1 protein-coding gene is annotated in these 414 nt (G+C 72.9%); it reads left to right on the plus strand.

The features are described from left to right. Positions 1-414 (plus strand): YhjD/YihY/BrkB family envelope integrity protein (locus G3I78_RS49400; RefSeq protein WP_164437213.1); only part of this gene is annotated, 414 nt, incomplete at both ends.

Genomic DNA, 414 nt, shown 5'->3' on the forward strand with positions numbered 1-414 from the left:
CGACGAGGACCTGGGCAACCCCGTCCTGCGCAAGGGCAAGGACGCCCTCGTCCTCCTCGGACTCGGCGGCGTGGGCCTGGCCTCGGCGGCCGCCTCGATCCTCGGCTCCAGCGCGGTCGGCAAGTTCGGAGGCTGGCTGGGCGTGCCGCAGCACGGCGCGGGCGGCGCGCTCCTGCGCACCGGAGCCTTCCTCGTCGGCGTCCTCGCCGCCTTCCTGATCCTCCTGTACGTGCTGACCCTGCTGCCCGGCGTCGAACCGCCGCGCCGCAGCCTCGTCCAGGCCGCCCTCCTCGGCGCGGCCGGCTTCGAGCTGCTGAAGCTGCTGCTCAGCGGCTATATGCGAGGGGTCGCCGCGAAGAGCATGTACGGCGCCTTCGGCGGGCCGGTCGCCCTGCTGATCTGGATCAACCTCAT

It is taken from the genome of Streptomyces sp. SID13726, assembly GCF_010548375.1.
GTDB lineage: Bacteria > Actinomycetota > Actinomycetes > Streptomycetales > Streptomycetaceae > Streptomyces.